Source organism: Granulicatella balaenopterae (genome assembly GCF_900111135.1).
Taxonomy (GTDB): domain Bacteria; phylum Bacillota; class Bacilli; order Lactobacillales; family Aerococcaceae; genus Granulicatella; species Granulicatella balaenopterae.
On record NZ_FOGF01000031.1, the window covers coordinates 1 to 24,759 of the forward strand.

Below are 24,759 nucleotides of genomic sequence, written 5' to 3' on the forward strand. Positions count from 1 at the left end.
TTGTTTTAGGTAGTATTCACCCTTCCATGTATCGTGGGCGTAAACAGAATTAGGAGTAATAAAATACCAATGACCATTGTATTCTACCCATTCATCCTTAGCTTGTGTACCGTCTGCTTTAAAAAAATTATTCCCTTGCCAGCCACTTTCAAAAGCATAGGCAGTTTGGGTGATGCCTTGTGAGGTAAGGCTTGTTGCCACTAAGCCTAGCGTAAGTGCAGCAGTTGTTAATAGTACTTTTTTCACCTTCATTTTCTCCTCCTAACTTCTCGCCAAATTGACGAAATCTTTTATTGATATATTCGACTTTTCTTATTTATATTTTACAATATTTTGATTTGATTTTGTATTATTTTTATTACTGCTTTCTATTCAAATACTAACCATTCCACTGAAAAATTTACAAAAAAGAAATCATATAGACTAAGCTGGATACTCTCTAATGTCACTTTATCAAGACTATTTGACGAAGAGCTCTAAAATGTGAACTACACACTAAGCTAAAGCTAGGCTATCTACTTCCTTTAGGTAAGGGTAGTTTTTTTTATACTGGGCAGGTGTTGTTTTCAATGATTCTTTTGTTTCTCTGTAATAATCAATCTTGTCTGATAACATTAAGTTCCATATTTTTCTACAACAACCAAATGTCTTTTGCAATAATTCTTTTTGATTTTTATTGGGGTAGATTCTATACTTGATAGCTTTATTATAGTTCATTATTTACAACACCTCCTAACCTTGCTTTTCTATATATTTTTTTGATGATATTGTCACAAATAGTTATTATGGCTTCCACTTTTACAATCATTCATTTTATCTCCCTCAATAATGATTGTATCAAAAATATCTTGATATAAGAATTCATCCCACTAAGCTAAAGCTTCGGAGATTTCTTGTCACTAAATTTAAAAAACTCGCAAAATTGGTTTATTACCAATCCTACGAGAAAGTTTATCATTTATTTATTTGGAAAATATGAGCGTAAAAATTGATTTGCTTCAATGATATCTTTTTTCCAATCTTCTTGACCAACATACCAAAATTCACCAGTAAATCGTTTGACACCAATTGCTAAGAAACTAGCAATCATTTTTTTGAAATCAATATGTCCTGTACCGAATGGAATCTCACGATAATGTCCTGGAATCGTTTCTTTTAAGTGAGCAGCTACAATATGACCTTTACCAATTAAGATGTCTTCATAAACATTTTTAGCTCCTGGTTCAAGTGAAGCATTTTTTAAATTACCTGAATCCGGATAGACTTGTAAATATGGTGAATCCATTAATTCCACAAAACGCATTGATTTTTCTACTGTGTTCATAAAAGGTGTTTCCATAGTTTCAAAGCCTAAGATAATGCCTTTTTGACTAGCCATATCAACTGCGATTCGTAAATTATCAATAAACCATTCTAATGTATCTGCGTCGCCTTCTTCATAATAGACATCATATCCTGCCAATTGAATAATACGAACCCCTAAGTCATCTGCCAAATCAATCGCTTTTTTCATTATTACTAAGCTTTGCTGTCTAATAGATTCATCATGTGAGCCAAATGGATATTTACGATGACCACTTAGACAAATCGAACGAATCGGCACTCCAACTTGATACATATCTTGAACCAATTGGAATCTTTCTTCTTTTGTCCAATCTAAACGAGCTTGTTTTTCATCTGATTCATCAATACTTAATTCTAAAAAGTCAAATCCTGTTTCTTTAACAATAGTAAGTTTTTCTTTAATGGATAAAGTATTTGGCATTGATTTTTCATATAAACCTAATTCATACATCTATTTCTACCCCTGTCCGTAATAAGCATTTGCCCCATGTTTACGCAAATAATGCTTATCTAATATTGTTTGTGACATTTCTGTAAGTGATGGATTCATGACCAAATTATTCCAAGCCATATGAGCAACTTCTTCCATAACGACCATATTATGAACAGCATTAAAGCAATCTGTTCCCCAAGCAAAAGGTCCATGATTTTTTACTAATACTCCAGGAATTGCTGTTGGATCTAAGTCTTTAAAAGTCTCAACAATTACTTTACCTGTCTCTAATTCGTAAGAGCCATTAATTTCTTCATCTGTCATATCACGAGTACATGGAATTGTGCCATAGAAGTAGTCTCCCTGAGTTGTCCCAAATGCTGGAATTCCTTGCCCACCTTGAGCCAAAGTTGTAGCCCATAAAGAATGCGTATGTACTACTCCTCCAATATTGGGAAATTGACGATATAATTCTAAATGCGTATCCAAATCAGATGATGGCTTTAATGAGCCTTCCACTTTATGACCATCTAAGTCGACTACCACAATATCTTCAGCTGTCATTACATCATACTCAACGCCTGAAGGTTTAATAGCGATAACGCCTTTTTCACGATCAATCTCTGATACATTTCCCCAAGTGAATTTTACTAATCCATACTGTGGTAATAATAAATTTGCTTTTAATACACGTTCTTTTAATGATTCATATCCCATCAACTCTCACCTACTTTTCTTCTAATGTTTCAAGTAAACGTTGTGTAATTTCTTTTTCTGATAATAAATTTTGTAAGCCAATCACTTTTGCATTACCTAGATTTGCTCCTTCAAAAATATCTGTTAAAGCTTTTGAACAAAATATTAAATCAAAGTTTCTAGCGATTGATTTTGCTTCACCAATGGCACAGTGATGAATTTCAACTGGAATCCCTTGTTTTCTAAAGACATTTGCTAATTTCATTTTAATAATTTGACTTGATCCCATTCCGCTTCCACATGCTGCTAATACTTTCATTTTTTCCACTCCTTATCATGTTAGACTAGAGGTATTTTTCAACCTCTAGAAATTGTATTTTTATTCATTATTTGCTAATTGCTTCGACATACTCTTCATAATCTTCTGCTACTGTAAAGTAATATTCTTTATTTTTACGATATTGTAATTGTGGGATTGCTAGTAATAATACAATGACCAATCCAACACCAATCCAACCTGCATATTTGAATAATAATCCAAATACTACCCACACTGTATCCCAGTCAAAGTTACCATGCCATCCACCATATTGCGCTAGAGTGAAGACATATGCTGCGATTGCCCCACCTATTACTTGAATAATACCTGAGCAGAAAGTTAAGATTGTTGCTGCTCTTAATCCACCTTTATGATTAGCAAAGACTGCAAACGTAGCATTATCAAAGAATACTGGAACAAATCCTGTAATAACTAATACGGGACTTTTGAAAACAATTAACCCTAAGATTGCAACAAATTGACCTAATGCACCAAATAAGAATCCAATTGTTACGGCATTGGTTGGTCCAAAACCATATGTTGCTGCACAGTCGATTGCTGGCATTGATCCTGGTAATAATTTATTTGAGATTCCTTGGAATGATTCTGTTAACTCAGATACGAACATACGAACACCTAATTGTAAGATTTGTAAGTAAACTGTGAAGGTAAGTGATTTTTGCATAATATAGAAGAAGTAAGATTGAGCTCCTCCTGTTTTTCCATATGCTTGGTCGATTGTCATCATTAAGTCTTTCCCCAAAATTGCCATAATTATCCCAAAGAAGGCAAACATTAGAATTGATGTTGCAACAACACTATCTTTAAATACTGATAAAAATCCTGGTAATTCAATATCTTCTAATTTCTTAGAATCTTTTTTACTTAATTTTGGAGCCAATTTATCTACAAGCCAAATACCAATCATTTGTTGGTGACCAACGGCAAATCCGCCACCTTCTGTTAGGTTTTGTGTTGGTTCAACCGTTAAGTTAGAGGCTACTGACCAATACAATCCTAAAACAACCCCTAAAGTTAAGACAATTTTCATATCTTGTAAGTCAGGGAAGGCAAATAGTAATAACCATAATGCAGTTGCTGATTGTTGAACCATAATATGTCCAGTAATAAATACTGTACGTACTTTTGTCCATTTACGTAAAACAACTAGCAATAAATTAACTAAAAACGAAACCAATAATACCATTAACATTAAACTAAATGAACGTCCTGCATCCTCAACTGCTTTTTGGGCTGCTGTTTGACCAAAATAAGGATCAATAACAACCGCATTTAATTCAAAACGTTCTTTTAATCCTGCTAAAATTGGTCTAAAAGTTACTACTAAACCACCTGCAGCTACGTTTAAAATCAAATACCCTACAACAGCTTTAATAAAACCAGCTAATGAGTCATACCATTTTTTCCCAAGTAACATATACCCAATTAACACAAGAAATCCAACGAAAAATGCCGGATTGGTTAAGATGTTAGTTTCAAAAAACTTCCAAACAGTCAATAAAAATTCCATGATACTTTCCCCCATATTTTTATTTTTAAATCAATTCTTGTAAGTCTTCAAATGATTTTGCCGCTACAAATTTTTCAACAATTTCCTCATTTTCCAATAATGATACTAATTCCGATAAATTTTCTAAGTGCTTTTCATTATCAGTTGAAGCTAATACAAAGAATAATCTAGCTGTATAGTCCGCTTCCTCACCAAAGTCAACAGGCTCCTTAACATGCATAAAAGCAATGGCTGTCTCATTAACACCACGACCTTCTTGAGCGTGTGGGATGCAAATATCTGGGGCAATCACAATATATGGTCCAAATTCATGAACATTATTAATGATATAAGATGAATATTCTTTTTCAATAACCCCCTCTTCTTCTAATGGTACACAAGCAGCTCTTACAGCATCTTCCCAAGAATCAAATTTTTCATGAAAAGAATAACGTCTTTTAGTAATAATCTCATTTAACATAGCTCCAACCTCCGTAATTTCCTTAAAGTAAACGCATACATTTTTTACTAGTGAATTCGCCTGAAAGTTTAATACTAACAGGCGTATTCAACAACTCTAACTCTATCAATTATAAGAATGACGGGAATGGAATATCATTATCAATTGCAAACACATCATCAAATCCACGATAGAAATTAAATTCCATCTTATCTTTATCTGTTGGGTAAACATATTTACCACCAACTTGCCAGATATATGGTTTGAATTTATATTGTAGACGATCTTTCTTCATATTCCATAATTCAGTAATTTCTTTAGGATCAGCTTGGAAATTAGTCCAAATATCATAGTGAACTGGAATAACTACTTCAGCATTTAATGATTCTGCCATACGCAATATATCTACTGAAGTAATTTTATCTGTAATTCCACGAGGATTTTCACCAAATGCACCTAAGCATACATCAACTTGGTGTTCATTTCCGTGTTTAGCAAACATATTTGAGTAATGAGAGTCCCCTGCATGGTATACATTTCCACCAGTTGTTTTAAATAAATAGTTAACAGCAATTTCATCCATATCTTGAGGCATTTTTCCTTTTAATACTTCGCCATCTTTAGCAGTAACTAATGCAGTACGGTCAAATGCTTCTAAAGCTTCTACTTCGATATCTTTCACTTTAACGGTATCTCCTGGGTGTACAACGATTGTTTTTTCTTCAGGTACTCCCCATTCTAACCATGTATTAACAACTTCTTGTGGTCCAATGAATTTTGCTTCTGGGCAATTATTATTAACCGCAGCTGCTGTATTAATATCTAAGTGATCTGAGTGAATATGAGTAACCACTAAAGCATCTACATTTTTAATTTCAAATGGATCAATAACGAATGGTTGGGCACGTAAGTTTGGTTGAACATTTAGACAACCACTCATATGTTGCATTTGGTGTCCCATTCTCATTTTGCCATCGCCATGAGTACGTTTACCTGAACCACACCATAAGTCGCATAAAATATTTGTATTACCTTCTGATTTTAACCAAATACCTGTACAACCTAACCACCACATTGCAAATGTTCCAGGTTTTACTTCTTCGCGTTCAATTTCTTCGTTTAACCAAGTTCCCCATTCTGGAAAAGTTGATAAAATCCAAGATTCTTTCGTTACGTCTTTAATGTTAGCCATGTTTCTTCCTCCTAATTATCCCCAAATTCTTTTGATTTCTGCTTTAAATTCTTTGGCAGTTTCTGCAGGATTTTCTGTAGCACAAATGCCACGTCCCGCAATAAATGTATAAATATCTAATCCTTCAAATAATTTTAGTGATTCTAATGTTAATCCACCTGTTGCAGATACCTTGAATCCCATATCAATTAATTTTTTGATTTTTTGTAAATCTTGTTCTGTCCAAGTTCCACCTGATAATAGAGCATCACGACTTTGATGGTAAATAGCTTGATCAATACCAGCATCTAACCAAAGTTGTGCTTGTTCAAACGTCCAATCACCATATAGCTCTACTTGTAATGTGCCCATTTCTTTCAAAGCAGCTTCCATGGTTGGAATCGTCGCACAACAAATGACTGTCATCCAATCAGCACCTGCCAACTTGCAATTTCGAGCAACTGTTGTACCAGCATCAGCACATTTTGTATCTGCAATTAATGTTTTATTTGGGAATAAATTGCGCAAACATTTTATCGCTTTATCCCCTTCATTTAGACAAAGAATTGTTCCAGCTTCAATAATATCTACTTCATTTCCTACTGCAATCGCATCAACTATTGCATCTTCAATACGATTGTGATCTAATGCAACTTGTAAATTTGGAATCCCCATGCTCATTTCTCCTTTTGTGAAATAATCATAAAATGAACAACGTCTTGTTTGTTTATGATTGTTTTATGTTCAATTACTAGTAATTAACTCACCTAGAGTATAACTGAATACGTTTACATGTACAATATATGTCGAATAAACAATCTTTTTTATTTTTTTATGATTGTTTCAAGTTGAAAATATACGTATTTTTCGCAGAATAAAATCAAGCTAATTGCTATTGTTTTACTGGCTAGAAGTAATTATTGATAGATTTTAATGTCACTTTCTAAGTGTATTTGCCCTAAAATCAAAAAAAGAAACCAAACAATTCATATGCTTGGTTTCATCTGTTGTTCTACTCATAAAAGAAAGTAGCTCATCTTCAGTTGTATATTATTTTACTTTGTTGTAACGTTTTTCTACTTCTTCCCAATTAACAACATTCCAAAAGGCTGTTACATAATCCGGACGACGATTTTGATAATTCAAGTAGTATGCATGTTCCCATACATCTAATGCTAAAATTGGTGTCTTACCAACTGATAATGGGCTATCTTGATTTGGTGTAGACATAACTTCTAATTCGCCATTGTTCATCACTAACCATGCCCAACCTGAGCCAAAACGAGTCTTAGCTGCTGTTGAAAATTGTTCTTTGAAGGCTTCAAAACTTCCGAAAGTTTCATCAATACGTCCTTTTAATTCTCCTGTTGGTTCGCCACCACCATTTGGTGATAACACTTGCCAGAATAGTGAATGGTTAACATGTCCGCCACCATTATTTCTAACAGCTCCACGAATATCTTCTGGTACAGCTTGTAAATCTGTTACTAATTCTTCAGCAGTTTTTTCAAATAATTCTGGATATTTTTCAATTGCTGCATTTAAATTTGCTACATAGCCATTGTGGTGTTTTGTGTGGTGAATTGTCATAGTCATTTCATCGATATATGGTGTTAATGCATCATAAGCATATGGTAATTTTGGTAATGTATAAGTCATTTTTCTTCCCCCTAATAAATAGATATAACAGCTTAACTTATCTGTTACAAATAAAGCTTATCATAGTTTAGAATAATTTTAAATTAATATGCTCAAACCACATTAGATATCTGTTGGAATCTCACTTCCATGCGGACAATGAGTTGGTGTATTTAAAAATTTGCTTAGGCGTTTAATTAATTCATCTGAAGAAACATGTTCTAATAACTCGGCTTGTTCATGAACTTCATGCTTTTCAAATCCTAAAGCTTGCACTAGAAACACTTCCCAAATACGGTGATTTCTAATCAATTCTTTAGCAACTTTAATTCCACCTGTTGTTAACTTAGCTCCTTGATAAGGAATATACTCAATCATATTACTTTTTACTAATTTATTCATCATTTCCGTAGTTGATGCGCCAGAAACATGTAAGGTACTAGCGATATTCTTATTACTAACAATATTTTCCGCACCTCCTAATTTGTAGATGACTTTAATATAATCTTCTTTATTCGGTGTCATATGCAGCACTCCATTCTTTTCCTATTCCTTCATTTACTAAAATTATAGCATTTTATTACTTAGAATTACAATTAAATTCATTAGAATTATCTCGATTCTAACTGCCTTTATGACATAAATACAAACAAATAACGCAACCGCATCCTAAAAAATCAGAAACGATTGCGTTATTTTACTAATTAAATACTCAATTATTTACGACGACCTGGACGTTCTTTATAACCATAGTAAGAATCTAATAGGATTTCTTCCATATCTGATACTAATGGTAATCTTGGGTTAGCTGGTGAGCATTGATCTTCATATGCTAAGAAGGCAATTTCACGTGCTTTAGCAATCCATTCTTGTTCATCAACGCCTTGATCTTTAAAGTTCATCTTAATACCAACTTTACAACCCAAATCATAGACAGCTTGAGCATAAGCTTCAACTGCTTCTTCAGGTGTTGAACATGGTAATCCTAATAAACGAGCGATATCTTGATATTTTTCATCTGCACGGTAATAGTTATATTTAGGCCATGTTGCAGTTTTGGCTGGCTTCGTACCATTATAGCGAATAACATATGGTAACAGAATCGCATTTGTACGTCCATGAACTGTATGGAATACCCCACCAATTTTGTGAGCTAATGAGTGAGACATACCTAAGAATGCATTAGCGAACGCCATACCTGCCATGGTAGAAGCATTATGCATTTTTTCACGAGAAGCAAAGTCTGCATTTTTAACAGAACTTTCTAAACTTTCAAAGACTAATTTAATAGCTTGCAATGCTAATCCATCTGTGTAGTCATTTGCAACTGTTGATACATAAGCTTCTGTTGCGTGAGTTAATACGTCCATACCTGTATCAGCTGCAACAAATCCTGGAACAGTCATTACTAATGCTGGGTCAACGATAGCAATTGTTGGTGTTAATGAATAGTCAGTTACTGGGTATTTACGACCATTTTTCTTATCTGAAATAACCGCAAATGGTGTCACTTCTGAACCTGTACCTGAAGTCGTTGGAATACCAACAAATTTAGCTTTTTCACCTAATTCAGGGAAACGGAAAGCACGTTTACGAATATCCATGAATTTTTGCACTAAATCGTGGAAATCGACTTCTGGTTGCTCATAGAACATCCACATAATTTTAGCAGCATCCATTGGTGAACCACCACCTAAAGCGATAATTGTATCAGGTTTGAAGTGTTTCATTAATTCTGCTCCACGTTCAACTGTAGTAATATCTGGATCAGGCTCAACGTCTGCAAAGATTTGGTAAGTTACTTTATTGCGACGTAAGTTTAATTGTTCAATCACACGGTCTAAGAATCCTAACTCAACCATAGCATGGTCAGTAACAATCATCACACGTTCAACATCTTTCATTTTTTGTAAGTATTGAATTGAATCACGTTCGAAGTAAATTTTAGAAGGAACTTTAAACCATTGCATATTGTTTCTACGTCTCCCTACTTTTTTAATATTTAATAGATTTACCGCACTAACATTATCGCCAACTGAATTATGGCCATATGAACCACAGCCTAATGTTAATGATGGTAAGAAGGCATTGTATACATCCCCAATACCACCAAATGTTGAAGGTGAATTCCAAATAACACGAATAGCTTTCACCATTGTACCGAATTCTTTTGCCAAATCACTATCTTCTGTATGAATAGCTGCTGAGTGACCCAAACCGTGGAACTCAACCATTTGACGTGCTTTTTCTAAACCATCTTGACGGCTAGTAGCTTTTAATACGGCAATAATTGGAGATAATTTTTCACGAGTTAATGGTTCAGCTTCTCCAACAAATTTACATTCTGCCGCTAAAATATTTGTATCTTCAGGAACTGAGAAACCTGCATGTTCTGCAATCCATACTGCTGATTTCCCAACAATATTTGGATTTAATTTAGCATCACTATAGTTTTTAGCTTCACTATCTACGCCAAAACAGAATTTTTCTAACATTGCTTTTTCTTTTTTATTTACAAAATATGTATGGTAAGACTTAAATTCTTTTACAAATTCATTATAAATTTCTTTATCAATAATAACAGCTTGTTCAGAAGCACAAACCATACCATTATCAAATGATTTACTCATTACGATATCATGAGCTGCTTGACGAATATTTGCAGATTTTTCAACATATGCTGGAACATTACCTGCCCCTACACCTAATGCTGGTTTACCACATGAGTAAGCGGCTTTCACCATTGCATTACCACCAGTAGCTAATATTGTTGCAATTCCCTCATGATTCATTAAGGCATTGGTTGCTTCTAATGAAGGCATTTCAATCCATTGAACACAATTTTCTGGTGCGCCAGCTGCAATTGCTGCATCGCGAACGATTTTAGCTGCATGAGCTGAGCTTTCTTGTGCTGACGGATGGAAAGCAAAAATAATTGGGTTACGAGTTTTTAATGAAATTAATGATTTAAAAATTGCAGTCGATGTTGGATTTGTTGTTGGAGTCACTCCACAAATAACTCCAACTGGTTCAGCAATTAATGTTAAACCTGTAACATCATCTTCATCAATCACACCAACTGTACGAATATGGCGCATATTATTAACAACATGCTCACAAGCGAACAAGTTTTTTGTAGCTTTATCTTCAAACACTCCACGCTTAGTTTCTTCAACTGCATGTAGTGCTAATTCTCCATGACGATCTAAAGCTGCAACAGACGCTTTAGCCACGATATAATCGACTTTCTCTTGATCTAAATTGCGAAATTCTTCTAAGGCAACTAGACCTTTTTCTACTAATTCATTTACCATTTCTTGAACATTTTTTTGCTCTTTAACTTTGTCTCCCATAAGGAATCCTCCATTGCTTGTTATTTTTATCACATACATATAATACAATATTTTCTTTGTGATGTAAACTACAAATTACAACTTTTTCATAATGTAAACATTTTCATTTAAAAGAATTTTTTTCCATAAAAAAAGAGAGTGATTTCTCACTCCCTCAGTCACTAAAATAATTCGCATATATCGATTTGATCTAGGGGTTTCACTTTTGCGACTTGTACTTCTAATAAAATGAAATCCCAATAATCATTTGGTTTTATCTGCATAATTTGATTCATTCTTTCAGTCTCATTTTCGGGTACTTGATGTTTCCATAAATATTCAGTCACATAATAGCTTAAATCATCCACAGTCACACTATTATAACCTAATTCCAAAAACTCTAATACTTTTAAAGAAAGCCCCTTCTTTACTGAATCAAGATACGCATCGTTAATAGTAGGATTCATTACCAACCTCTATTGTGCTTCATTGTCTTCAGTTACTTCTTCTACTTCAGGTTCACTTTCAATCTCTGGAGTCACAACTTCTTCAGCTGATTCTTCTACCACGCGTAATACTGATTTACGTTCAAATGTTAAATAAATACCTTCACAATCTAAAACTACTGTGCCTTCTTCATTATCAATTTCGGAAACAATACCATGTAAGCCACCCACTGTAACAATGTGTGCTCCTACTTCTAGGTTTTTCATTTTTTCTAAATGTTCTTTATCACGTTTCTTTTTCTTTCTTACTACTAAAATATACATTAAACCTAATGCAACGTAAATTAAAATAATTAATTGTGTACTCATTTTTACTCTCCATTCTTTCTTATGATTTACTTTATTACTGTATCAAATTTTCTAATAAATTACTAGTTCACAAAACTTTCATCTGCAAACTTAATAAATTTTTAAAAGTTTTTCGGATTGGCAACATTTAAGCCATACTCTTCAAAAAACGCTTCTCTGAATTCTAATAAATTATCATCCATAATTGCTTGGCGCACATCTTTCATTAAGTTAATTAAGAAGTATAAGTTATGATAACTTGTTAAACGTAAGCCGAATGTTTCATTTGTTTTGAATAAGTGACGCACATAAGCACGTGAATAATTACGACAAGTATAACAATTACATTTTGGATCGATTGGCCCAAAGTCACGTTCATACTTAGCATTTTTAACAACTAGACGTCCTTGACTTGTCATACATGTACCATTACGAGCAATACGAGTTGGTAATACACAATCAAACATATCCACGCCACGAATAACGCCATCGATTAATGCATCTGGTGAACCAACACCCATTAAGTAACGAGGCTTGTTGTCAGGAATTAATGGTGTAACATAATCTAATACTTCATTCATTTCTTGTTTTGTTTCTCCTACTGATAATCCACCAATTGAATAACCTGGAAAATCTAGTGAAATCATATCTTTCGCATGGTCAAGACGTAAATCTTTATAACCTGCACCTTGTAAGATACCGAATAATCCTTGTGTTTCTGGTGATTTATGAGCTTTTAAGCCACGCTCAGCCCAACGAGTTGTACGTGCGATTGAATCTTTTACATATTCATATGGTTGGTGGAAATCTGGACATTCATCAAAACTCATAATAATATCCGCACCTAATTTATTTTGAACATCAATTGATACTTCTGGTGATAGGAATTCTTTTGAGCCATTTAAGTGATTTCTAAAATGAACCCCTTCTTCTTCGATTTGACGCATGTCACTTAATGAGAATACTTGGAAACCACCTGAGTCAGTTAAGATCCCTTTATTCCAGTTCATGAAATTATGTAATTTTCCAGCTTCATCCACGATATCTGCTCCTGGACGTAACCATAAGTGGTAGGTATTACTTAAGATGATATTAGCACCCATTTCATCTAATTCTTCTGGTGCCATTGATTTTACAGTTGCTAATGTTCCAACTGGCATAAACATTGGTGTCGGGAATGTTCCGTGAGGGGTAATAATCTCCCCTAGACGAGCCCCTGTGTGTTTTTCTGTTTTAATTAAGCGATATTTAATTGCTGGTTCAGTCATTTTTAAATTCTCCTTTACTTTATCCATAAAAAAAGAAAGATTCTACTAATCGTGTAAAACCTTTTCTTCTACAGTCATCCTCTATACTTTATCGTAAAAGGCTTAATTTGTCTATATTTTCCGCTAAAAACACTTATTTATTGGGGAGATTTTTGTCAGAAAAATGCTTGCTACTTATCTCATTACCAAATGAAATTCGATTTAATTTTTTCACCATTATCGATAAAGATATCTTCGCCGGTAATGCTCTTATTAATAATCGTTAAATAATAGGTTAATTCAGCGATTTCTTCTGGGTCACACCATTTATCTAAGATGGTCTCGTCTAATACGGCCCGGTATAACTTTTCATCCTCTAAAATATGCTGATTCAATTCAGTAATCACACCACCAGCACTAATACTATTACTTGTTGCTTTGTATTCTGCGATTCTTAAAGCCACATTACGCATATAAGCTACCATACCACCTTTTGAAGCCACGTACCACGGGAATTCCGCCCCAGTCGTTGCACTGGCGCTAGCCATGAATAAGACCGACTTTATCGCTGGTTGGAAAGCATACTTTTCAGTTACGCGAATACTTGCTTCTAAATTCACTTCCAAGTCACGACCACTTTCTTGTACCCCAACATTATTGACGATAATATTCAAATCAGAAATTTCTGGTAATTCATCACAAATGTCTTGAGTAATATGAGTATATAAATCATGTTCAATACTAGCTGGTAAAATGTCCAAACCAATCACATGATGTCCTGTTTCTAAATATTTAATGGCGATTGCACGACCAATTCCGCGCGTTGTTCCCGTTACTAAAATTTTCATCTTTAGTTCTCCTTTTCCTTGTTCATTTTCTCTCTTTCACTCTATCATAAGAAGTGTTTAGTTGCTACATCATCTTTTCAATTATCCTAACAATAACAAAAAGAGCAGTAACATTTCTGCTACTACTCTCATAGTATTAACGTTTGGAAACGGGTTTATCAAAAATTTCTTTATAAACTACCATTTGCGTTAATTTATTTAATTTCATGACTGGTTTTTTCGCCTTAGTGCTAGTAGCTTTCATAACTTCTTTAGCAGGTTTGGCAGTATTCTTTTGTCCGGTCTGTAAAAATACGACATAATCGGTAATTTTTTTAATCCGTTTAACAAATGGGTCTGGTAACCCAGGATTTTTAAAGACAATCCGTTCAAACCGACCAGCCAAAACGATAAATTCATGGCGACTTGTATAATGGAAGCCGTCATTTGATATTGTCATAAATTCCGCTATAAATTCACGATCTAGTCGCGAAATTGGTAAACTCTCAAGCGATACCCCACGCAAATAATCTTGCAACTCCATAAATAAATCACATAGAATGGCAGTCGCATCCGTATTCTTTTGACTTGTGGTTGCTAAAGATTTTGGATTTTCCAATTCACTTACTGGAAAGACAACTCTATTTTTAGTTTCTAGTGTTTGGTTCATTGGCTTACTAGCTGTAGCGTCATTCCTTCTAGCATTGCGCTTTTGAGATATTTCCTTTGTGGCATTGCGTTTAAGTGATGTTTGTTTTTTTGCATGCTTTTTCTGAGTATTTTGAATCTGTTGTTTGTTTCTTTTTTTACTTGGTGTATTCATTACTTGTTTTTTGTGTGGTTGACTATCATCTTCTAATAGACTAGTTAATTCATTTAAAAATGTGCTACTCTTCTTAGCGGAAGGTGTTGATTGCTTTTTAATATTCTCTGCTATTTTACCAAAAAATATAATAATGACATACACAATAAATAAATAGAAAAATCCACCCATCGCTAATCACGTTCTTCTATTGATGATTGGCTAATGGCATTGCGCATTTCGGTATCTGATTGGACATTTTTAAGATTATAATAGTCCATCACACCTAATTTTCCGCTACGTAAAGCTTCTGCCATTGCTAATGGAATTTGTGACTCAGACTCAACTACTTTAGCACGCATGCGTTGTACTTCTGCTAACATCTCTTGTTCTTGAGCGACCGCTAATGAGCGACGTTCTTCGGCTTTAGCTTGTGCAATTTTCTTATCGGCTTCAGCTTGTTCTGCTTGTAATTTGGCACCGATATTTCGACCGACATCGACATCGGCAATATCAATCGATAGAATTTCAAAGGCTGTTCCAGAGTCCAAACCTTTTTTCAAGATTGTTTGCGAGATTGAATCTGGATTTTCTAAAACAAATGTATGACGCTCAGCTGAACCGACTGTCGTAACAATCCCTTCACCAACACGGGCAATAATGGTTTCCTCACCAGCCCCCCCAACTAAACGCTCAATATTGGCACGTACGGTAACTTTAGCTTTAGCTTGAACTTCAATACCATCCATCGCTACCCCGGCAATAATCGGTGTTTCAATCACTTTAGGGTTAACAGATACTTGCACGGCTTCAAATACATTACGACCAGCTAAATCAATCGCAGCGGCTTGTTCGAATTCCAAATCAATATTGGCACGTTGAGCAGCAATCAATGCATCAATCACCATATTAACATCCCCACCAGCTAAATAGTGAGCCTCTAAACTATTAATATCAATCACCAAACCAGCTTTTGTAGCTTTAATCATTGGTTGCACAATACGATGCGGACTAACCCTTCTCAAACGCATCCCCACCAAAGTCCCAACGCTAATCTTAACGCCAGAAAAATAAGCCGTAATCCATAAGCCAATTGGAACAAATCTAAAGAATAACAATACAATCGTTAAAATCACTAACATCATAATGACTAAGCCAATAAAACTAGTATTCCCTTGCACTAAACTAACTAAATCAAACATTCATCTTCCTCCTTTACAACAATTTTATTACCTTCAACAGCGATTACTTTAATTGGGGTACTTTCCTCAATTACTTTGCCTGAACTAATAACTTGATATTCGACATCCGCAATTAACGCTTTACCAACCGGACGCAGAATAGTAGTCGCTATACCAGATTGATTCAATAACTCAGAATAATCCTTACCTGCTGAATAGCCATTTCCTTTATCTAAGACATTTTCTAAGACAATCTTATTACCAAATTGTAATGTATACCCCTTATTAATTAAGACCGTTATTAAGGTAGCACCTAAAATCCCTGATAAACAAATATCAAGTAAGACATCCACCAGATTCCCATTTGATAAGTATAATCCATACACTAAAAATACTATCCCTAGAAATCCTAAAACGCCCACTCCAGGAATCACTAATTCAAACAAACACATCACAAAGCCCGTTAACAAAATTACGCCAACTAGCCAAGTATGATTCGCTTGCACAAAAAAATAAATCGTGAACCCACTAAATGCCAAGATACTTCCTAAAATATTACGCTTTGAAAATAACACCATAATAATGCCTACTAAACTAATACTGAGTAATAAAAAATCCATCTAACCCCCTCCATTTCAAAATTTATTACACCTTGATTATACCATGTGAAAAAGCGCTTTTATACAAAAATCGTATCAAAAAAGCCTAAACAACTAGCATATTGCTAATCATCCAGACTTCTACACTTTATTGTTTATTTGGCATTGTATCACTCAATAAGCGTTCATAAGCGAATTCAAATTTTTGAACATCGCCAGCACCCATAAAGACAATTACTGCATCTTTATATTTTAATAATGGTGATAAGTTCTCTACATCTAACACTTCTGCTTCTTTTTCAATTAAATCAGCTAAATCTTGAATTGACACTTGTCCTCCAGTCTCACGAACTGAAGCAAAAATATCACATAAATAAACATCATCTGCAAGTGATAATGCTTGAGCAAATTCACTTATTAAAGCAATCGTTCTTGTAAAAGTATGTGGTTGGAAGACAGCCACAACTTTTTTATTAGGATATTTTTGACGTGCTGCATCTAATGTTGCACGAATTTCAGATGGGTGATGCGCATAGTCATCAATTATGGTAATATCATTAATTTTCTTTTCAGAGAAGCGACGTTTTACCCCATTAAATGTTTTTAAATGTTTGGCTAATTCTTCAGCACTTAATTCATTTAAGTAGAAGAAAGTAATAACTGCTAAAGCATTTAAAATATTGTGCGTACCATAAGTTGGAATATCAAAATGACCAAATAATTCGCCATCGATATAACAATCAAAGTGACTACCATTTGTATCTTTTTCAATATTTTTTGCAACTACTTGATTATTTTCATTAATACCATAGAAAGTAATTGGTGTTGTAGTGTCGATTTGACGTAAACGTTCATCATCACCACAAGCAATAATACCTTTTTGAACTTGACGACCAAATGCTTCAAAAGCGCTTTGTACATCTTCAATATCTGTATAGTAATCAGGGTGATCAAAATCAATATTTGTCATAACTGCATAATCTGGGTGATATGCCATAAAATGACGTTTGTATTCACAAGCTTCTAAGACAAAATATTTCGAATCCACTACACCAAAGCCCGTACCATCACCAATTAAGTAACTTGTTGGAAACATTGAACTCAATACATGTGATAATAAACCTGTTGTACTAGTCTTACCATGTGAACCTGTAACAGCCACACTTGTATAACCGGCTAATAATTCCCCTAAGAATTTGTGATAACGAACGACTTCAGCACCTTTTTCGCGTGCTGCAACCAATTCTTCATGTGAATCCGGGAAAGCATTCCCAGCAATCACTAACATATCTTTTGTAATATTTTCTGGATTGAATTCAAACATTGGTACTTCTGCTTCTTCTAATCCTTTTTGTGTAAAGAAATATTTCGGTAAATCTGATCCTTGGACTTTATAGCCTTCACCGTTTAAGACTAATGCCAATGCGCTCATGCCGCAACCTTTAATTCCAGTAAAATGGATTGTTTGTTCTTTATTCATAATTTTCTCCCATCAACTTTAACGTTTAATATTTTTTAGAAGACAACATACTCTCTTCTAATTCTTTTCGACTATAACTATATGGATATGGTAAGTTTATTTTACCTTCTTCTTGTTCCATTATCCAGGATAGTGAACGATTCATTGCTCGACGCTGTTTTCTGGGTAATGGATTGGAAGCTAATTCTTCAACATTTGTGTCAGTAATAACTTGTTGTAATACTTTACCAGTAGAAGTTTCTACTGCTTTTGTTTGTAACACTGAAGATTGCGAATGTGTCGGTTGCGCTTCAATGTTTGTTTTTTCTGTTGACTGAGCTGTATTGTTTGTATCGATACTTGCTTGTTGTTGCGTTGAATCCGTCCTTTTCGCTATATCTTCTACTTGTTCTTCGTTATGTGCATCATCTTTTTGTACAGTTTGCTCTTTAGAGGCTTTTGCGGGTGAATCTATTAGTTCTTCTACTGTTTTCGTAGCTTCAAATTCAGCTAACGCTTCCTCAATTGTCTTATCTGGTTCCATTAATTCTTCCATCACTTTTATATCATGAATTAATTCATCTTCTTCAGACAGTGTAGGCGTAGATATTTCTGACGATTCTGTTTCTGTTGTTTGTGTTTTAATAACAGGTGCTGCTGGCGCTGCTGTAGGCGTTTCAATAATAGGCGCTGTTGGCTCTTCTACAGGCGTTTCAATAATAGGCGCTGCTGGCGCTGCTGTAGGTGTTTCACTAACAGGTGCTATTGGCTCTTCTACAGGCGTTTCAGTAATAGATGCTATTGGCTCTTCTACAGGCGCTTCAGTAATAGGTGCTGCTTCCACGTGCACGTCGACTTTATCTACATCAAGTTTGCTTGCTTCTTCAAATAATAACACATCATTTGCCATTTGCTTTAATTGATCTTTTAAATATTGATAATTAACCGTTTCAACCTTTTTTAATGAAATTCCTTTTAAAGCAGAAGGTACGACACTTGGCTTGAATGGCTGTCTTGTAACCTGTTTCATAGAACTTTCCCACTCACGTAGATGACTCTTTTGACGTGGTGACTGGTTTTCTTGTTCACGAAATGATTGGAAAACTGAATATTCAGAATGTAACGGTGAATGGTGCTCTTCGTGACGAGTGGCGATAAAAGCCGGTTCTTCTCTATAAGTAACATAAGAATCTGACTCCAACAAATTCTTTTCTAGTTCATTCACTGAAACTTCATAAGATACACTCTCTTCTAGATCATTCATTTCTACTTGCTCATCAGTTGCTTTTTTAGGGAAACGATACGCTTCTCGCATATAATTCGGAAAGCCTATATTTCTTGCATCTTTTGATAGCTTACTATGGTGTTGTCCCTTCATAAAATTAGTATTATCCAACTTTCATCCCCCTTTCTGACTTTTTCGAGCTATTATTAGCCAATAAATGGTGTTCCTACTACTGCATCATCATCTAATACTAAAATCCCTCTTACTTGTGGCGCGTTTTCTAAACCTAATTCACGAGCTGAACATAACATACCAGCACTTGGCACACCACGTAATTCGCCAGCCCAAATAATTGCCCCACTTGGCATAACTGTGCCAGGAGTTGCAACAACAACTTTTTGTCCGGCAGCTACATTTGGTGCACCACAAACGATTTGTAATACTGTGTCGTCTGATACACGAGTTTGTGTTACGTTTAGGTGGTCTGAATCTTCATGAGGAACACATTCTTCAACATATCCTACAACTAATGCTTCTTTAGGAGTTAAATCTAAATTCGCTACATCAAATCCAGCATCTTTAATTAAGTTCATAACCACTTCTTGTTGTTCTGGAGTTAAAGCAAAATGTCCATTTGCATCGATTATTACATATTTAGATACTTCATGAATATTGTAGCCAATAACTTCATTATTTTCTTTATTAACAACTTGAGTAACATCGCCATTTCTTGTGACTACTGCATCATAACGATCACAATTGCCAGCAGTTAATAGTAATGTATCACCAATACCTTTATTATTATAAAAACTAATCCACATATTTTATTTCCCCTTTATTAATTAGTGTAAATTAACGAACGTATTTGCCGCCTAAAATTGTTTCTACAGTACTTTTATCCAATGATTTCATTGTTTGTAAGACCATTTCTTTAGCTGCATCGTAATCTTTAATCGAGAACATTGTCTGATGAGTGTGGATATAACGAGCGCATACCCCAATAACCGCACTAGGCACACCATTATTTGATACATGAGCAGCTCCAGCATCTGTTCCGCCTTGTGATACAAAATATTGATAAGGAATATTGTGAGTTGATGCTGTATCTAATAAGAATTCACGCATTTTTGGTAAAAGAATAGTTCCTGGATCTTGAATACGCAATAAGAATCCTTCATCTAATTTACCATAAGCCATTTTATCTCCTGTTAAATCATTAGCCGGTGAACAGTCAACCGCAAAGAATAAATCTGGATTGAATTTGTGAACAGCTGTGCGAGCTCCACGTAAACCAACTTCTTCTTGAACAGTCGCACCAGCAATTAGTGTATGGTTTAATTCTTCATTTTTTAATTCTTCCATTACTTCACTAACGATTGTACAACCATAACGATTGTCCCAAGCTTTAGAGATAATACGTTTTTTATTAGCAGTGTAAATTGTTTCTGTTAGTGGAACGATTGTATCACCAGGACGTATACCGAATTCTTCTGCTTCTTCTTTAGAAGTAAAACCACCATCAAATAAGATATCTGTCACTTTAACTTGCCCCGCACCATTTGTTCCACGTAATAAATGTGGTGGTACTGAACTGGAAATAACTGGATAGTTTCCTTTTCTTGTTTGTAATGTAAACCGTTGTGCTGAAACAACATATGGGTTCCAGCCGCCTAATGGTTGTACACGGAACATACCTTCTGGAGTGATTTGTGTTAACATAAAGCCAACTTCATCCATATGAGCTGCTAACATAATACGTGGTGCATCTTCTACTTTAGTATGTTTAATCCCAAACACACTACCTAAACCATCTAATTGAATTTCATCAACATTAGGAGTTAGCTTTTCGATCATCATCTCTCTAACATTACGTTCAAATCCACTTGTCCCTTGAACTTCTGTTAATTCTTTAATTAATTTAAATGTTTTTTCTTCCATCGTTATCTGACTCCTTTTTATCTATTCTCTCTTATTTATTCTTTTACAACGAAAAAGCTGGATTACTCCAGCTTAGTCGATACGATATAACTCGATTAACTCACCAGTCTTGGCATTTGCAACAAATTCATATTGCACTAAATCTGCATCTTTTATACAAGTGATGCCTCCATAATATACTAGTTTGTCAAAATCTCCACCATAATGAATCGGCTGCATTTCAATCCATGAACCTTCAATTTCGCCAATGGTTTGACGAAAAATCTTTTTAACATTTTGCAAAATAATATCTGGATCTGTTTCTTTTGTTTCATAATACTTTGCTGTTAAGAATGCTCCTAGTCCAAAACCCATACCAACTAATGAGCCGATGATTAATTTCCCAACAGAATATTCTTTATGCTGTGCCATAATGAATCTTCCTTTCTAAGTTTAATCTTTTAATTCGTGGCTAAGTCTCTTTTCAGGGAAAACTGCTTCCACACGATAAATTGGGTGACCTTTTGCAGAGAATTTTTCTTCATATTCCGTCATAACGTTGCCTGGCATATCCACAGCATGTAAATCTAACCATACTTGTTTTAATACTAGACCAAATTGTGAGAAACTACATAATGAATACTCAAATAATCCACGGTTATCTGTTTTAAAGTGAATTTCACCATTCTTAGGTAAGATTGTTTCGTATGATTTTAAGAATGATTTGTATGTTAAGCGACGTTTTTCATGACGTTTTTTAGGCCATGGATCTGAAAAGTTTAAGTATAATAAGCTAATCTCTCCTGGTTCAAAATAATCTGTTACATCGCCACCATTGACGTGTAATAATTGTAAATTATCAACCCCAGCCTCTAAAGCTTTATCCATCGCTACTACAACAACACTTGCTTGTAATTCAATCCCAATATAGTTAATATGTGGATTTTGTTTAGCCATTTCTGTTACAAAGCGACCTTTTCCCATACCAATTTCAATATGGATTGGGTTATCATTTTGAAAACGTTGTTGCCATTTACCTTTCCATTCTTCTGGATTACTTACTACTAACTCTGGGTGGGCAGCAATTTTTTCAGGTGCCCATGGTTTATTTCTTAAACGCACAATCTTCCTCCTGTTAATTTCCTGTTATTTTTTAATAATTAGCTAGAATATATTTGGCTAATGTGATTTTTTGATTCATTTCTTGGAATTTTTCTTCATAGTAATTCTTCTTAATTAAAAATAAGCAATTCATTAGTGAATACCACTTTACGCGATGATGAACATTTTTTGAAAACTTCACACCATAACATTCTAACCATTCATTCCATTGGCTTGGCTCGATATATTGCACCATTACCATTGTTAAATCTGATAAAGGTTCGGCTAATCGTACCATTTCCCAATCGACTAAATATAAACGGCCATTATCTTCCTTAAAGAAATTGCGACGGTTCAAATCGCCGTGACAAACTGTCATATCTCCCTTACTAACAAATGGCAGATTCTCTGATAAATAATCTACAACCGTGTTAAGAAAATAATTCTCTCTTAAAGCCACATGTAAATCTTCAAAGTACTCTACTAAAAAGCGTTCTGGAATATATTCCTCGCAAGAAATTCTAGTTAACATATTATATAAAGTAGCTGAGTGATGAATTTGCTGAAGTAAGTTAATCACTTCAGTGGAAGACATTTCGTCAGAGCTTAATACTCTACCTGTTAACCATTCTTGGGCAGTAATAACATCGCCATTACCAACACGCTTGGTCCATATTAATTTTGGGGTAATTCCTTCAGCTGATAATGCAGCTAAAAAAGGAGATGAATTTCTTTTTAGAAAGACTCTCTCTTGATCTTTTGTTCCTTTATAAGCTTGCCCTGTGTCTCCACCAACAGGCTCTAATTCCCAGCCTGAATAGTCCATATATACATCCATTTTCTTCATCCTTAATTCTACTTATTGTTAACTCTATAACTAATGTCTCATTCTTTATTTTATTGTTTTTAGATTTATACGTCAAGCAATCTATTGGATATTTTCATAAAAAGCGTTATAAATTAATGATATTTCAAAAATTTGCTTTATAAACGCAAAAAACACCTCCATAAAATTAGCTTTTTTATGAAGATGTCTTTTGGAGTTAATTGGTTTTTATAAAATAATTAATTCTTTTGTTACTTTTTGAATAACTTCACAACCTGTTTCAGTAATAATTAAGTCGTCTTCAATACGTACACCACCGATTCCTGGTAAGTAAATTCCTGGTTCGTCAGTAATCACATTTCCTGGGACAAATTTTTGGTCTGCTAAACGATTAACATTTGGAGCTTCATGTACTTCTAATCCTAAACCATGACCAGTTGAGTGAACAAATTTATCACCATATCCACGAGAAGCAATATAATCGCGAGCAATTAAATCTAATTCTTTTCCTGTCTTACCTGGACCTGCTGCTTCAATTACTTTTAATTGTGCTTGTAAAGTGATGTCGTAAATTTCTTTTAAGATATCGCTTGGTTCGCCCACAGCAATTGTTCTTGTCATATCAGAAGCATAACCTTCATAATAGCAACCAAAGTCTAATGTTACAAAATCACCTTGTTCAATTAATTTGTCTGAAGCTACCCCATGAGGCATTGAAGAACGTACACCACTAGCAACGATTGTATCAAATGACACACCTGTTGCCCCTTGTTTTCTCATATAGAAATCTAATTCCGTTGCAACATCAATCTCACGCATACCTGGTTTAATAACATTTAAGATATGTAAGAAAGCTGCATCTGAAATACTACAAGCTTTACGAATGGTATCTAATTCTTTATCATCTTTAATTTCACGAACATGTTCTACTAATCCATAAGTTGGAATCATATCAGCTGAAAAATAATCTTCAAAAATATCTAACATTTCAACTGTTAAATGACTTGCTTCATATCCTAAAGATTGAATATTTTCTTTTTGAATAATATCAGCCATCATTTGAACCCAACCAGTTTTGTGTTCAATAACTTCAAAGCCTTGTGCTTGCTTTTGTGCTTGTTGTGTATAACGCGCATCAGTTACAAAGAAAGCTTTCTCTAAAGTTAATAAGATAAAACCTGTTGTACCTGTGAAGTTTGCTAAATAACGCAAATTATATGGACTATATAAAATAAAGCCATCTAATTCTTGTTCTTTCATTAATTCTCTTACTTTTGCTACTCTACTCATATTCTTCCCTCCAAATTTATTATTGTTCATTAAATAGTATAGCAAAACTTTTGGCTAGCAACAATTTAATTTTTAGCAAATAAAATAAAATAGCGCTTTCTTAATAATAATATCTTATAGTATGATAAATAGATTAACAAAACTGTATTTTAGGAGGAAAAATTATGAATTCCAATATATTATCATTGCAAAACGGTTCAGATATCCGTGGAATTGCAATTGACACCGAAGAATTAAAGGCCAATTTAACAACAAAAGAAAGCCGCTTAATCGTCAACGGACTAATCAATTGGGTGAACTACACACTAAGCTAAAGTTTAGGTACTTCTTGTTTCGTCCTCTCCTGCGTTTCCTAATCTAATGGATTATTCCTCCGTCTTACAAAAAGTCCACAAGCGTATAAGTTTGGGTAGTTCCTACCCTACTATAACCTATTTTTTATTATGCACCCATGAGGATTCTAAGTCCTTCGTTTTTTATATTCAGTGCAGCATTTATATCTCTATCTAACTCAAGACCACATTCACAACAATATGTTCTATCAGTTAGGTTGAGATGTTTTCTATTGCCACAATGGCTACAAATTTG

The 24,759-nt window shown here is 34.4% G+C and carries 28 protein-coding genes and 1 pseudogene; 1 reads left to right on the forward strand and 28 read right to left on the reverse strand.

What is annotated here, in order from left to right:
• The 27 genes and pseudogenes from BMX09_RS07240 to BMX09_RS07370 all read right to left on the reverse strand — a co-directional run.
• A pseudogene (locus tag BMX09_RS07240) lies at positions 1 to 252 on the reverse strand (hypothetical protein); the annotation flags it as partial.
• A 243-nt stretch (positions 253 to 495) separates the two neighbouring features.
• Positions 496 to 717 (reverse strand): helix-turn-helix domain-containing protein, encoded by a 222-nt coding sequence (locus tag BMX09_RS07245; RefSeq protein ID WP_089747236.1) that lies wholly within the window; start codon positions 715 to 717, stop codon positions 496 to 498.
• Between the two features lie 241 nt (positions 718 to 958).
• Positions 959 to 1,795: an L-ribulose-5-phosphate 3-epimerase gene (locus BMX09_RS07250; RefSeq protein ID WP_089747238.1), complete on the reverse strand. Its 837-nt coding sequence runs from the start codon at positions 1,793 to 1,795 to the stop codon at positions 959 to 961.
• A gap of 6 nt (positions 1,796 to 1,801) precedes the next feature.
• On the reverse strand, positions 1,802 to 2,494 hold the full coding sequence (locus BMX09_RS07255; protein WP_089747240.1) for an L-ribulose-5-phosphate 4-epimerase: 693 nt from the start codon (positions 2,492 to 2,494) through the stop codon (positions 1,802 to 1,804).
• A gap of 10 nt (positions 2,495 to 2,504) precedes the next feature.
• Positions 2,505 to 2,792, reverse strand: a complete 288-nt coding sequence (locus tag BMX09_RS07260) for a PTS sugar transporter subunit IIB (RefSeq protein WP_089747243.1) — start codon at positions 2,790 to 2,792, stop codon at positions 2,505 to 2,507.
• Between the two features lie 67 nt (positions 2,793 to 2,859).
• Positions 2,860 to 4,323, reverse strand: a complete 1,464-nt coding sequence (locus BMX09_RS07265) for a PTS ascorbate transporter subunit IIC (RefSeq protein WP_089747246.1) — start codon at positions 4,321 to 4,323, stop codon at positions 2,860 to 2,862.
• Between the two features lie 25 nt (positions 4,324 to 4,348).
• Complete coding sequence (locus BMX09_RS07270) at positions 4,349 to 4,783, reverse strand: PTS sugar transporter subunit IIA (RefSeq protein ID WP_089747247.1); 435 nt, start codon at positions 4,781 to 4,783, stop codon at positions 4,349 to 4,351.
• A 109-nt stretch (positions 4,784 to 4,892) separates the two neighbouring features.
• On the reverse strand, positions 4,893 to 5,954 hold the full coding sequence (gene ulaG, locus BMX09_RS07275) for an L-ascorbate 6-phosphate lactonase (protein WP_089747250.1): 1,062 nt from the start codon (positions 5,952 to 5,954) through the stop codon (positions 4,893 to 4,895).
• Positions 5,955 to 5,969: 15 nt separating this feature from the next.
• Positions 5,970 to 6,614, reverse strand: coding sequence for a 3-keto-L-gulonate-6-phosphate decarboxylase UlaD (locus BMX09_RS07280; RefSeq protein WP_177159571.1), 645 nt, complete (start codon positions 6,612 to 6,614; stop codon positions 5,970 to 5,972).
• Positions 6,615 to 6,983: 369 nt separating this feature from the next.
• On the reverse strand, positions 6,984 to 7,592 hold the full coding sequence (locus tag BMX09_RS07285) for a superoxide dismutase (RefSeq protein WP_089747253.1): 609 nt from the start codon (positions 7,590 to 7,592) through the stop codon (positions 6,984 to 6,986).
• A 102-nt stretch (positions 7,593 to 7,694) separates the two neighbouring features.
• A complete protein-coding gene (locus BMX09_RS07290) occupies positions 7,695 to 8,096 on the reverse strand; it encodes a metal-dependent transcriptional regulator (protein WP_089747256.1) in 402 nt (133 codons plus the stop codon).
• A gap of 191 nt (positions 8,097 to 8,287) precedes the next feature.
• On the reverse strand, positions 8,288 to 10,924 hold the full coding sequence (adhE, locus tag BMX09_RS07295; protein ID WP_089747258.1) for a bifunctional acetaldehyde-CoA/alcohol dehydrogenase: 2,637 nt from the start codon (positions 10,922 to 10,924) through the stop codon (positions 8,288 to 8,290).
• Positions 10,925 to 11,085: 161 nt separating this feature from the next.
• Positions 11,086 to 11,370, reverse strand: coding sequence for a post-transcriptional regulator (locus tag BMX09_RS07300; RefSeq protein ID WP_089747260.1), 285 nt, complete (start codon positions 11,368 to 11,370; stop codon positions 11,086 to 11,088).
• Between the two features lie 9 nt (positions 11,371 to 11,379).
• Positions 11,380 to 11,718, reverse strand: a complete 339-nt coding sequence (gene yajC, locus BMX09_RS07305) for a preprotein translocase subunit YajC (protein ID WP_089747263.1) — start codon at positions 11,716 to 11,718, stop codon at positions 11,380 to 11,382.
• Between the two features lie 101 nt (positions 11,719 to 11,819).
• Positions 11,820 to 12,965: a tRNA guanosine(34) transglycosylase Tgt gene (gene tgt, locus BMX09_RS07310; protein ID WP_089747265.1), complete on the reverse strand. Its 1,146-nt coding sequence runs from the start codon at positions 12,963 to 12,965 to the stop codon at positions 11,820 to 11,822.
• Between the two features lie 182 nt (positions 12,966 to 13,147).
• Positions 13,148 to 13,792 carry an SDR family NAD(P)-dependent oxidoreductase gene (locus BMX09_RS07315; RefSeq protein WP_089747266.1) on the reverse strand — a complete coding sequence of 215 codons (645 nt, stop codon included), beginning with the start codon at positions 13,790 to 13,792 and terminating at the stop codon, positions 13,148 to 13,150.
• 136 nt (positions 13,793 to 13,928) lie between these two features.
• Positions 13,929 to 14,765: a hypothetical protein gene (locus BMX09_RS07320; protein ID WP_089747268.1), complete on the reverse strand. Its 837-nt coding sequence runs from the start codon at positions 14,763 to 14,765 to the stop codon at positions 13,929 to 13,931.
• 2 nt (positions 14,766 to 14,767) lie between these two features.
• Positions 14,768 to 15,775 carry a flotillin-like protein FloA gene (gene floA, locus BMX09_RS07325; protein WP_089747270.1) on the reverse strand — a complete coding sequence of 336 codons (1,008 nt, stop codon included), beginning with the start codon at positions 15,773 to 15,775 and terminating at the stop codon, positions 14,768 to 14,770.
• The gene (locus BMX09_RS07330) at positions 15,763 to 16,374 is read right to left on the reverse strand and encodes an NfeD family protein (protein ID WP_089747271.1); all 612 of its coding nucleotides are present in this window, start codon (positions 16,372 to 16,374) and stop codon (positions 15,763 to 15,765) included. The genes floA and BMX09_RS07330 overlap by 13 nt, the downstream gene beginning before the upstream one ends.
• A gap of 127 nt (positions 16,375 to 16,501) precedes the next feature.
• Positions 16,502 to 17,833: a UDP-N-acetylmuramate--L-alanine ligase gene (murC, locus tag BMX09_RS07335; protein WP_089747273.1), complete on the reverse strand. Its 1,332-nt coding sequence runs from the start codon at positions 17,831 to 17,833 to the stop codon at positions 16,502 to 16,504.
• Between the two features lie 25 nt (positions 17,834 to 17,858).
• A complete protein-coding gene (locus BMX09_RS07340) occupies positions 17,859 to 19,208 on the reverse strand; it encodes a hypothetical protein (RefSeq protein WP_089747274.1) in 1,350 nt (449 codons plus the stop codon).
• A 35-nt stretch (positions 19,209 to 19,243) separates the two neighbouring features.
• Positions 19,244 to 19,858, reverse strand: a complete 615-nt coding sequence (gene ytpR, locus BMX09_RS07345) for a YtpR family tRNA-binding protein (RefSeq protein ID WP_089747276.1) — start codon at positions 19,856 to 19,858, stop codon at positions 19,244 to 19,246.
• Between the two features lie 31 nt (positions 19,859 to 19,889).
• On the reverse strand, positions 19,890 to 20,975 hold the full coding sequence (gene pepA / locus BMX09_RS07350) for a glutamyl aminopeptidase (protein WP_089747278.1): 1,086 nt from the start codon (positions 20,973 to 20,975) through the stop codon (positions 19,890 to 19,892).
• A 72-nt stretch (positions 20,976 to 21,047) separates the two neighbouring features.
• Entirely contained in the window at positions 21,048 to 21,386 is a 339-nt protein-coding gene (locus BMX09_RS07355) for a hypothetical protein (protein WP_245711146.1), read from the reverse strand.
• A gap of 21 nt (positions 21,387 to 21,407) precedes the next feature.
• Positions 21,408 to 22,076 carry a tRNA (guanosine(46)-N7)-methyltransferase TrmB gene (gene trmB, locus BMX09_RS07360; RefSeq protein WP_089747282.1) on the reverse strand — a complete coding sequence of 223 codons (669 nt, stop codon included), beginning with the start codon at positions 22,074 to 22,076 and terminating at the stop codon, positions 21,408 to 21,410.
• 31 nt (positions 22,077 to 22,107) lie between these two features.
• Positions 22,108 to 22,893 carry a phosphotransferase family protein gene (locus BMX09_RS07365; protein WP_089747283.1) on the reverse strand — a complete coding sequence of 262 codons (786 nt, stop codon included), beginning with the start codon at positions 22,891 to 22,893 and terminating at the stop codon, positions 22,108 to 22,110.
• A gap of 216 nt (positions 22,894 to 23,109) precedes the next feature.
• Positions 23,110 to 24,171: a M24 family metallopeptidase gene (locus tag BMX09_RS07370; RefSeq protein ID WP_089747286.1), complete on the reverse strand. Its 1,062-nt coding sequence runs from the start codon at positions 24,169 to 24,171 to the stop codon at positions 23,110 to 23,112.
• 164 nt (positions 24,172 to 24,335) lie between these two features.
• Between BMX09_RS07370 and BMX09_RS10110 the strand changes: the two genes are divergently transcribed.
• The gene (locus BMX09_RS10110) at positions 24,336 to 24,485 is read left to right on the forward strand and encodes a hypothetical protein (protein WP_177159570.1); all 150 of its coding nucleotides are present in this window, start codon (positions 24,336 to 24,338) and stop codon (positions 24,483 to 24,485) included.
• A gap of 127 nt (positions 24,486 to 24,612) precedes the next feature.
• On the opposite strand, the gene BMX09_RS10480 is transcribed toward BMX09_RS10110, so the two are convergent.
• The gene (locus BMX09_RS10480; protein ID WP_407645254.1) at positions 24,613 to 24,756 is read right to left on the reverse strand and encodes a zinc ribbon domain-containing protein; all 144 of its coding nucleotides are present in this window, start codon (positions 24,754 to 24,756) and stop codon (positions 24,613 to 24,615) included.
• Between the last annotated feature and the right edge of the window lie 3 nt (positions 24,757 to 24,759).